Here is a 7,375-nt window from a genome sequence, read left to right as displayed (position 1 = left end):
GTCCCTGGACTGGGGCATTGGGCTCGCCCCCAGGTTGACTCACTTCGTGTAGTCGCCCACCCCCGACCGGGGGCGACACCGGCGGCCCGGCAAAGCCGGTTCCGCGGTGTCCCTGGACTGGGGCATTGGGCTCGCCCCCAGGTTGACTCACTTCGTGTAGTCGCCCACCCCCGACCGGGGGCGACACCGGCGGCCCGGCAAAGCCGGTTCCGCGGTGTCCCTGGACTGGCAATCAGAACCGGAAGTCGGCGGTCTTGGAGCCGCTGCCTAGGGTCACGGCCTGGCTCTTGGTGACGCCTTCGCTGGCGGCCTCGACCGTGTAGCGGCCGGCCGGCAGGTCGATCAGGCACACCGGCCCGCTGGCGCGCATCGCGAGCGCGGTACGGCCGTTCGCATCCTTCACCATGACGTCGACGTCGGCCAGGTATTCGCCGCCGGCGCGCGCGAACAGCAACGACAGCGGATGGTCCTTCATGGCCGCGCGCAGGGCGGTGGATTCTTCGGCACCGATGCCGCCGCAGACGTAGCGTCCCGCATCCTGGACTTTCATCGCCGGCATCGCGGTGATCTGGGCCTGGGCGACCCAGGGCGCGGCGGCACAGGCGCAGAGGGCCGCGCCGCGCAAGAGGGTTCGGAAAGAGACACGCATCAGGAATCTCCCGTTGGGAACACCCCGACATCCTCGCGCGGCGCCGGCGCGCCGGGGGTCGGACCAAACCCCTTGCGGCTGTCCGATCAGGCCGCCGCTTCGGGCGCCAGCGCGGCGTCGAGCAGCTCGACCCAGTGCCGCACGGGGGTCTCGGTGCCGCTTTGCAGGTGGGTGATGCAACCGATATTGGCCGACACGATGGCGGCAGGCCGCAACTGGTTCAGGTGGCCCAGCTTGCGGTCGCGCAAGGGGTAGGCCAGCTCGGGCTGCAGCACCGAGTAGGTGCCGGCCGAGCCGCAGCACAGGTGCGACTCGCTCTGCGCCACCCGGATGTCGAAGCCGAGCGCGCGCAGGTTCTGCTCGACGCCGCCGCGCAGCTTCTGCCCGTGCTGCAGCGTGCACGGCGGGTGGTAGGCGACGACGCCCTGGGGGGCGCGCACGCGCGCCTTCAGCAGCGGCACCAGCTCGGGCAGCAGCTCGCTCAGGTCGCGGGTCAGCGCGCTGATGCGCTCCGCCCGGGCCGCGTAGGCCGGGTCGTCCTTGAGGATGTGGCCGTACTCGCGCACCGTGACGCCGCAGCCCGAGGCGTTCATCACGATCGCCTCGACCGCGCCGCTGTCGACCTGCGGCCACCAGGCATCGATGTTGGCGCGCATCTGCGCCTTGGCGCCGTCCTGGTCGTCGAGGTGGAACTTCACGGCGCCGCAGCAGCCGGCCTTGTTCGCGATCACGGCCTCGATGCCGGCGGCGTCGAGCACGCGCGCGGTCGCGCTGTTGATGTTGGGCGCCATCGAAGGCTGCACGCAGCCGGCCAGCATCAGCACCTTGCGCGCGTGGCTGCGCCGGGGCCACGTGCCTGCGGGCTGCGGCACCGGCACCTTGGCCTGGAGCGGGGCCGGCAGCAGGCCGCGCACCGACTGGCCGAGCTTCATCGCCGGCGCGAAGAGGGGCGAGGGCAGCGCCTCCTTGAGAGTCCAGCGGACCGCCCTCTCGAGCGCCGGGCGGGGCACCTTGCGGTCGACGATCTTGCGGCCGATGTCGACCAGGTGGCCGTATTGCACGCCGCTCGGGCAGGTGCTCTCGCAGTTGCGGCAGGTCAGGCAGCGGTCCAGGTGCAGCTGGGTGCTGCGCGTCGGCTGCTTGCCTTCGAGCACCTGCTTGATCAGGTAGATGCGCCCGCGCGGGCCGTCGAGCTCGTCGCCGAGCAGCTGGTAGGTCGGACAGGTGGCGGTACAGAAGCCGCAGTGCACGCACTTGCGCAGGATCGCCTCGGCCTCGCGGCCGTCGGCGGTGCCCTGGAATTCGGGAGCGAGTTCGGTTTGCATGCGGGGCTTCAGTTCGCGGGGAGCGTGGAGGTCGAAGGGTAGAGCCGTGCGCGGTCGAAGACGGCGTGCGGGTCGAACTCGTTCATCAGCGCGCGGTGGATGCGCTCGACGGGCGCGCTCAGGGGGTCGAAGCGGTCGGCGGTCGACCCACCGTCCGCCGAGCCTCTGAACAGCGTCGCGTGGCCGCCGGCGGCACGGGCCGCCGCGCGCAAGCGCGCGCCCTGCCCGGGCGCCGCCCAGTACCAGCGCTGGCCGCCATGCCATTCGACCAGCGGCGCGCCTTCCACCGCGAGCACTGGCGCGGTCTGCGGCACCGAGAGCCGCCACAGTTCGCCCCCGCCTGCGGCGAACCACGGATGCTGCTGGTCGCGCAGCGACTGCCAGCCGGCCGCCGAGCGCGCCTTGTCCTGCCGCTCGCCGCCCAGTTGCGCGCAGGCCGCCTCGACCGCCGCCACCGCGCCGCGCAGGCGCAGCGACAGCACGCCCGCGCCGTCGCGCTCGCGCCAGACGCTGGCGTTGAGCGGCAGCGGCCGGCCGCCCCATTCATTGAGCAGGTCCAGCGCATCGGCCTGGCTGCAGGCGAATTCGAGCGTGGCCTCGGCCGGCGCCACCGGCAGCACCTTGAGGCTGGCTTCGGCGACCAGGCCGAGCGTCCCCATGGAACCGGCCAGCACGCGCGAGACGTCGTAGCCGGCGACGTTCTTCATCACCTGGCCGCCGAAGGTCAGCACCTCGCCGCGGCCGTTGACCAGCGTGACGCCCAGCAGGTAGTCGCGCACCGCGCCGACGCTGGCGCGCGCCGGGCCGCTCAGGCCGGCGGCGATCATGCCTCCTACGGTCGCTGCGCTCCCTGCGGCGGTGCCTCCGTCCAGGACGCGCTCGCCCAAGGGCTCGGCGCGGGTCCTTCCGGGCGCGAAGCGCGGCGGCTCGAAGGGCAGGCACTGGCCCTCTTGGGCCAGCAAGGCCTCGAGCTCGGCCAGCGGCGTGCCGGCGCCCACCGTGACAACCAGCTCGCTGGGCTCGTAGCTGGTGACGCCGGCGAGCGCAGCGGTTTCCAGCGGAACGCCGCGCGCGGCCTCGCCGTAGAAGGCCTTGGTGTTGCCGCCCCGGATGCTCAACGTCGTCCGGTCGGCGGCAGCGGCGCGGATGCGCTCGGCGATCGCGTTGAGGGCTTTGAAATCCATCGTGATGTCTTCTCGTTTTCTTTTCAGTGCGCCATTGCGCTGTGTCGTTCAGAACCGCGGCAGATCGGCAAACGGCAGCGTCTGCCCGGCGCGGAACACCTGCTTGCCGTACTCGGCGCAGCGCGACAGCGTCGGGATGACCTTGCCGGGGTTCAGCAGCCCCGCCGCGTCGAAGGCGCGCTTGACGCCGAACATCTGCTCGTTCTCGGTCGCGGTGAACTGCACGCACATGCTGTTGAGCTTCTCGACGCCGACGCCGTGCTCGCCCGACACCGTGCCGCCCATCGCGACGCTGGTCTCGAGGATGTCGGCGCCGAAGAGTTCGCAGCGGTGCAGCTCGTCGGGGTCGTTGGCGTCGAACAGCACCAGCGGATGCAGGTTGCCGTCGCCCGCGTGGAACACGTTGCAGCAGCGCAGCTTGTACTTCTTCTCCATCTGCTGGATGGCCAGCAGGATGTCGGCCAGGCGCTTGCGCGGGATGGTCGAGTCGAGGCACATGTAGTCGGGGCTGATGCGGCCCGAGGCCGGGAAGGCGTTCTTGCGGCCGCTCCAGAACCTGAGCCGCTCGTCCTCGCTGGTGCTGACCGCGATCGCGGTGGCGCCGCACTGGCGCAGCACCTCGGTCATGCGGCCGATCTCCTCTTCGACCTCCTCGGGCGTGCCGTCGGATTCACACAGCAGGATGGCGGCGGCTTCGAGGTCGTAGCCGGCGTGCACGAAGTCCTCGACCGCGGCGGTCATGGGCTTGTCCATCATCTCGAGGCCGGCCGGGATGATGCCGGCCGCGATCACCGCGGCGACCGCGTCGCCGGCCCTTCGCACGTCGTCGAAGCTGGCCATGATGCAGCGCGCCAGCTGGGGCTTGGGCACCAGCTTGACCGTGACCTCCAGGGTGACGGCCAGCATGCCCTCGCTGCCGATCACCAGCGCCAGCAGGTCGAGGCCGGCGCAGTCGAGGGYCTCGCTGCCGAACTCGATCGGCTCGCCTTCGGCCGTGAAGCCGCGCACCCGCAGCACGTTGTGCAGCGTGAGCCCGTACTTGAGGCAGTGCACGCCGCCCGAGTTCTCGGCGACGTTGCCGCCGATGGTGCAGGCGATCTGGCTCGACGGGTCGGGCGCGTAGTAGAGGTTGAAGGGCGCGGCGGCCTCGCTGATCGCGAGGTTGCGCACGCCGCACTGGACGGTCGCGGTACGGCTGACCGGATCCACCTCGATGATCCGGTTGAACTTGGCCAGCGACAGCGTCACGCCCGACGCGTGGGGCATTGCGCCGCCCGAGAGCCCGGTGCCGGCGCCGCGCGCGACCACCGGCACGCCGAGGCGGTGGCAGATCTGCAGGACCGCCGCCACCTGCGCCTCGGTTTCCGGCAAGGCCACGACCATCGGCCGCTGCCGATAGGCCGTGAGGCCGTCGCATTCGTAGGGCGTGGTGTCCTCGGCGTGCCAGATCAGCGCATGCGCGGGCAGGTGCGCCTGCAGCGCCTGGACCACCTGGGCCTGGCGGTCCGGCTTGGGCAGCGATTCGTGGGGGGCAGGAGCAGGCGGCGCGTTCATGCCTGCATTTTCGGCGCAGGCAGGCGCTGCCGGATCGAGGGTTTTTCTCTCGCGACTGGAAGAAAGTTTGTCGCCGCCGGGGCGGTGCGCACGATCAGTCCTCGAAGAAGGCGACGGGAAGCCCGGGCGTGTCGACGCGCATCCGGATCACGCAGCCCGAGGCCGGCCGCTCTTCGAGCTCGTCCGGGGGCCGGCCGCGGCGGGCGGTGGTGACGAACAGCGTCTTCAGGTCGTCGCCGCCGAAGCAGGGCATGGTCGGGCACTGGACCGGGGTCGCGAGCGCCGCCACCCGTTGGCCCGAAGGCGCGAAGCGCAGCAGCTGGCCGCCTTCGAACATCGCCACCCAGTAGTTCCCTTCGGCGTCGATCGTGGCGCCGTCGGGCCGGCCCTCGTAGCGCAGCGCCGACGCCGGCGTCCATCCCGCGGGCTTGTTCTTGAACTGCTGGAACACGCGTTCGCGCGACAAGATGTTCGCGCGTGCCGCCCAGTCCCAGGCCCGCACCCGGTGGGCCGCGGTGTCGGCCCAGTAGGCGGTGGCGTCGTCGGGCGCGAAAGCCAGCCCGTTGCCCGTGATGGCCTGGTTGGCCATCGGCACCAGCGTCGGGGCGCGGCCGCCGCGGGCGTCGAGGCAGTAGAGCGCCGCATTGGCGCGGTCCTTGGCCTCGTTGATGGTGCCGGCCCAGAAGCGGCCAAGCCCATCGCACTTGCCGTCGTTGAAGCGCATGGTGCGGATGTCGTGGTCGACGCGGGCCAGCGGCTTCAGCTCACCGCCCCAGACGGGCGCGCGGTAGACGCCGTCGCGCAGCGCGATCACCAGCCCGCCGCGCCGCGCCGGCGCCATGCAGCCGGGCTCGGTCGGGAGGCTCCAGCGCTCGACGGTCGGGCTGTCGTCGATGTCGCCCCGCGTGCGCAGCACCGCACGGCCGGGAATGTCGAGCCAGTAGAGCGAGCGCTCGCCCGGATGCCAGAACGGCGATTCGCCCAACTGGCTCAAGCTGTCGTTGAGAGTGGTCCACATAAGAAAATTATGCTCGCCCCCAGGTTGGGCTCACTTCGTGTAGCCCGCCCACCCCCTACCGGGGGCGCAGCCAGCGGCCCGGCGAAGCCGGTTCCGCAGCCGCCCACGAACAGGCGCGCTGCGCGCAGCCGAAACTGGCACGCAAGAAGAACTGGACAGGGGTGGGGATGGGGGCCAGGGACTGCGCCTGGCCGGCCGGCGAAGCCAGGCCCGTTGGTGAAACACCGCGGATCCGGCTCTGCCGGTCCGCTGGTGTTGCCCCCGGTAGGGGGTGGGCGCCCCGACACGAAGTGCGGGGCAACCTGGGGGCGAGCAACAGTTCAGCGGTTGTATGCGGTTTCGCCGTGCGAGGAGATGTCGAGGCCTTCGCGCTCTTCTTCTTCGGAGACCCGCAGACCGATGGTCAGGTCGGCGATCTTGAAGGCGATGAACGCCACCACGCCCGACCAGACGATGGTCAGCGCCACGGCCTTGAGCTGGATCCAGACCTGGGCGCCGATGCCGTTGGAGATGACGCCCGCCGTCACCCAGTCGCCGACCAGGCCGGGGCCGCCGAGCGCTTGGGTGTTGAACACGCCGGTCAGCAGCGCGCCGACGATGCCGCCGACGCCGTGGACGCCGAAGACGTCGAGCGAGTCGTCCGCGCCGAGCATCTTCTTGAGGCCGTTGACGCCCCAGAGGCAGGCGAAGCCGGCGACGAAGCCGACGATGAGCGCGCCCATCAGGCCGACGTTGCCGGCGGCCGGGGTGATGGCCACCAGGCCGGCGACGGCGCCGGACGCAGCACCCAGCATCGAGGCCTTGCCGCGCATCAGCGCTTCACCGATGCACCATGCGAGCACCGCGGCGGCGGTGGCCGAGAAGGTGTTCATGAAGGCCAGCACGGCGCTGGTGCTCGATTCGAGGGCGGAGCCGGCGTTGAAGCCGAACCAGCCGACCCACAGCAGCGAGGCGCCGACCATGGTGAGCGTCAGCGAATGCGGCGTGAAGGATTCCTTGCCGTAGCCGATGCGCTTGCCGATCAGGTAGGCACCCACGAGGCCGGCGACGGCGGCGTTGATGTGCACCACGGTGCCGCCCGCGAAGTCGAGCGCGCCCCATTGCCAGATCAGGCCGGCCTTGTCGTTCATGGCGTCGACCACTTCCTTGCTCGCGTAGGCGTCCGGGCCCATCCAGAACCAGACCATGTGCGCGATCGGCGCATAGCTGAAGGTGAACCAGATCACCATGAACAGCAGCACGGCCGAGAACTTGATGCGTTCGGCGAAGGCGCCGACGATCAGGCAGCAGGTGATGCCGGCGAAGGTGGCCTGGAAGGCGGCGAACAGCAGCTCGGGGATGTAGACGCCCTTGCTGAAGGTCGCGCCCGGGGCGAACACGCCGGTGGCCGGATCGAAGATGCCCCTCATGAAGAGCCGGTCGAAGCCGCCGATGAAGGCGTTGCCCTCGGTGAAGGCCAGGCTGTAGCCGTAGATCATCCACAGCACGACGATCATCGAGAACGTGACCATCACCTGCATCAGCACCGACAGCATGTTCTTGCTGCGCACCAGGCCGCCGTAGAACAGCGCCAGGCCGGGGATGGTCATCATGATCACGAGCAGCGTCGAGACCATCATCCAGGCGGTATCGCCCTTGTTGAACG

At 70.6% G+C, this 7,375-nt stretch carries 6 protein-coding genes; all 6 read right to left on the bottom strand.

From position 1 onward, the window contains the following. Window positions 1-232: 232 nt before the first annotated feature. Window positions 233-649 carry a carboxypeptidase regulatory-like domain-containing protein gene (locus AC1D2K_RS25675; RefSeq protein WP_478092043.1) on the bottom strand — a complete coding sequence of 139 codons (417 nt, stop codon included), beginning with the start codon at window positions 647-649 and terminating at the stop codon, window positions 233-235. An 86-nt stretch (window positions 650-735) separates the two neighbouring features. Continuing rightward, window positions 736-1,974 (bottom strand): glycolate oxidase subunit GlcF, encoded by a 1,239-nt coding sequence (gene glcF, locus AC1D2K_RS25670; RefSeq protein ID WP_478092041.1) that lies wholly within the window; start codon window positions 1,972-1,974, stop codon window positions 736-738. Between the two features lie 8 nt (window positions 1,975-1,982). Next, a complete protein-coding gene (gene glcE / locus AC1D2K_RS25665) occupies window positions 1,983-3,158 on the bottom strand; it encodes a glycolate oxidase subunit GlcE (RefSeq protein WP_478092040.1) in 1,176 nt (391 codons plus the stop codon). Between the two features lie 48 nt (window positions 3,159-3,206). Further along, window positions 3,207-4,712, bottom strand: a complete 1,506-nt coding sequence (locus AC1D2K_RS25660; protein ID WP_478092038.1) for an FAD-linked oxidase C-terminal domain-containing protein — start codon at window positions 4,710-4,712, stop codon at window positions 3,207-3,209. A gap of 94 nt (window positions 4,713-4,806) precedes the next feature. Next, window positions 4,807-5,730, bottom strand: a complete 924-nt coding sequence (locus AC1D2K_RS25655) for an SMP-30/gluconolactonase/LRE family protein (RefSeq protein ID WP_478092037.1) — start codon at window positions 5,728-5,730, stop codon at window positions 4,807-4,809. A gap of 320 nt (window positions 5,731-6,050) precedes the next feature. After that, a partial coding sequence (gene amt, locus AC1D2K_RS25650; RefSeq protein WP_478092036.1) for an ammonium transporter occupies window positions 6,051-7,375 on the bottom strand: 1,325 nt, incomplete at its 5' end.

This window comes from Variovorax sp. P1_H12_2 (genome assembly GCF_056405335.1).
Note: the sequence above shows the minus strand (reverse complement) of the source record. Positions and strands in the feature narration are given on the sequence as shown.